Consider the following 3,050-nt stretch of genomic DNA (forward strand, 5'->3'; position numbering starts at 1 on the left):
TCGCCCGCGACCACTTCCTGCGGCTCAAGGCCGAACAGCCCGCCGAGGAACGCGCCGACCCCCTGGCCGACTGGCTCGGCGCCTACGGCCGCAAGTACGGCTTCGACTTCACCGAGGACATGACCACCGGCCACTTCACCATCCACCAGCTCCCCGCCTCACTCAGCGACCAGGCCGACTCGCAGCACTACCTGCGGATGCGGTACGTCCCCCACGGCGGCCCCGCCTCCGTGCCGAAGTGGCTGTGGACCGCGCCCGAGCGACCCCGCGTCGCCCTCACCCTCGGTTTCGCCGCCACCGAACTCTTCAGCGGCTACACGGTCGGTGTGCAGGACGTCCTCGACTCCCTCGCCGACCTCGACATCGAACTCGTCGCCACGGTCGCGGAGAGCGAGCAGCACAAACTCGACCGCGTCCCCGACAACGCGCGGCTCGTGCCGTACGTGCCCCTGGACGCCCTCGTGCCCACCTGCTCGGCGGTCATCAACCACGCCGGCGACGGGACCGTCCTCACCACCGCGCTGCACGCCGTTCCCCAGCTCGCCATCGGCTACCACTTCAACGAGCCGATCATGGCGCGCAAGCTCGCCGCTCAGGGCGGGGCGCTGCGGCTGCACCCCGGCGAGGCCACGGGTCCCAAGATCCGCGAAAGCGTGCTCCGGCTGCTGCGCGAGCCCACCTTCCGCGACGGCGCGGTCCGGCTGCGCGACGAGATGCGGGCTCTGCCCACTCCCAACGAACTCGTCCCCCACCTGGAGGAGCTCGCTTCCAAACACCGCACCGCGCTCCGGTGAGGTGGCGGGCCGGAACCGTCGCGAACCATCGGCGGAAGGAAGCCGATCCGACTCACCCGGGCCTCGACACAGCCAGGAAAACACCGTCCACACATCTCTCGAACGATCCCCGAACCAACACGAAAACCGGAGGAAACATATGACGATGACAGCGTCCGACCTCTATCTCGACCTCATGAAGCGAGTCGTCTGCAACACGGTCTACCAGGACCCGGACATGGACGTCTCCAACGTCGACATCGTCGAGGTCTCCGACGGAGAGCAGACCGAGCTGAAAATGACGGGCGCCGAACTCGTCGAGTTCAGCGCCGAGGGCCGTGGCGAGGGCCGCGACTGGCCACGTGACGCGCACACCATGATCGGCATGAAGCGCCTCAACAACCTGCAGGAGTGCGCCGAACGCGCGCTGGCCGACGGCGTGCCCGGCGACTTCATGGAGACGGGGGTGTGGCGAGGCGGCGCGTGCATCTTCATGCGCGCCGTGCTGGCCGCGCACGGCGTGACGGACCGGCGGGTCTGGGTCGCCGACTCCTTCGAGGGGATCCCCGAGCCGGACGAGCGCTACCCGGACGACAAGCCGTTGTGGGGCATCCACCTGTTCGAGCCGCTCGCGATCTCCCGGGAGCAGGTGCAGGAGAACTTCCGCAGGTACGGCCTGCTCGACGAGCAGGTCGAGTTCGTCAAGGGCCGGTTCGCCGACACCCTGCCCACCGTGCCCGTCGAGCGCCTGTCGGTCCTACGCCTGGACGGCGACCTGTACGAGTCGACGATGGACGCGCTGGTGAACCTCTATCCCAAGCTGTCGCCGGGCGGATTCCTCATCGTCGACGACTACCACGCGCTGGAGGCCTGTGCCAAGGCCGTCCATGACTACCGGAACGAGCACGCCATCACCGATCCGATCATCGACATCGACTGGTGCGGCGTGTATTGGCGCAAGGAGGCCTGAGCCGGGCACCGGCCGCGAGGCCGGTGCCCGCCTTCTCACCCACGGGGACACCACATTCACGAAAGGAGGACCATGTCCGGGGAGCAGCACTTCGACGGCGCGGCGACCATGGGGGGCGCCGGCGACGATCTCACGTTTTCCTGGTCCACCGAAGGTCTCCCGATCCCGCCCGACCTGATGACGCAGGCCGTTTCCGGGATCCTGCGCAGCGGGAAGGCGCCACGTCCGGGTTCGATCGTGGACCGGATCCTCGACATCGTCGTCGGTTCGCGGCACACGCGCTTCGATCCCAGACCCGACGAGGACGGGCGCCGAATCCTGCGGGAACGCATCGACCGGGCGGTGTCGCGGAACGAGCCGGTCCCCTTCTCGACGATGTGGGGATGCATCAAGCACTACGTCTGCGACGAGGACCAGGGCATCGACATCGCCGAGCTCTTCACCGTGTTGCGACTCACCCAGATCGTGACGGACATCGCCGAGATCTACGAGCCGGGCGCCCGCATCAGTCTGATCATCGAGGACTTCGGCGTGTGGTACGAGGACGCCTACGGCCGTTCCCCCTCCGTCCAGAAGTCGATCACTGTGAACTCCCGTCTGTACGCGGACGGTCTGATCAACCTGATCGGGGCGGTGGCCGGGAAGTCCATCCAGCCCTACCTGTTCCACGACACGGTCGATGCCGACTACCGCGAGTGCATCGCACAGGCCGAGCAGAACCGGGACCTGCTGCACGCCTACTGGACGGCGGAGAAGGACTCCGAGGCCCGGTTCGGTGAGCTGTGCGCCGCGGGATGGCGCGGGGAGATCGGAGCCGAGACGCGACAGCACTACCTCGGCCGCCTCCGCAAGCTCTATCCCGCGGAGAACGAGGCGCAGTGGCTCGACAGGGTCGTCCGCTATCTGGCGATGGTCCTGCTCTACGAGCAGACCGGGGCACTGCGGAAGATCGACCCGCATGCCATCCGGCTCTCGTTCTACCAGCCCGCTCCCGGTATCGCGCAGGGCAGGGCGATGGCCCGGGTGCACCTGCGGGGCCTGCCGCGGACCTGGTGCTCGGCGGCCATGCCGCCCTGGACGGCCAGGGGGTGCTGGGTCCTTGAGCCCGACGGCACCCTGCGCCCCCGGATCGAGAGCTTCCTGGAGTTGCACAGGTCCGGCACGACGTACCACCGGGGTTCCCTGAGCGTGACACGCGCGAACCAGACGGCGGACCTGCTCATGAACGTGGTGATGCGGGACGGCCGGCCGGCACGGCCGCTGGTGCTGCAGCAGTACGGCTGACGAGGCACAGCGGGGTCGCCGAT

3 protein-coding genes are annotated in these 3,050 nt (G+C 68.2%); all 3 read left to right on the forward strand.

The features are described from left to right. Positions 1-794 (forward strand): glycosyltransferase (locus tag ABZ260_RS49225; protein ID WP_355632359.1); only part of this gene is annotated, 794 nt, incomplete at its 5' end. Between the two features lie 139 nt (positions 795-933). Then, positions 934-1,743, forward strand: coding sequence for a TylF/MycF family methyltransferase (locus tag ABZ260_RS49230; RefSeq protein WP_355632362.1), 810 nt, complete (start codon positions 934-936; stop codon positions 1,741-1,743). Between the two features lie 72 nt (positions 1,744-1,815). Beyond that, the gene (locus ABZ260_RS49235; protein ID WP_355632365.1) at positions 1,816-3,027 is read left to right on the forward strand and encodes a hypothetical protein; all 1,212 of its coding nucleotides are present in this window, start codon (positions 1,816-1,818) and stop codon (positions 3,025-3,027) included. The last annotated feature ends 23 nt before the right edge of the window (positions 3,028-3,050 follow it).

The organism is Streptosporangium sp. NPDC006013 (assembly GCF_040614275.1).
Classification (GTDB): Bacteria; Actinomycetota; Actinomycetes; order Streptosporangiales; family Streptosporangiaceae; genus Streptosporangium.

Excerpts from the sequence above, each read along its gene's own strand:
- ABZ260_RS49230 (WP_355632362.1), top strand. The coding sequence starts at position 934 with ATGACGATGACAGCGTCCGACCTCTATCTCGACCTCATGAAGCGAGTC.
- ABZ260_RS49235 (WP_355632365.1), top strand. The coding sequence starts at position 1,816 with ATGTCCGGGGAGCAGCACTTCGACGGCGCGGCGACCATGGGGGGCGCC.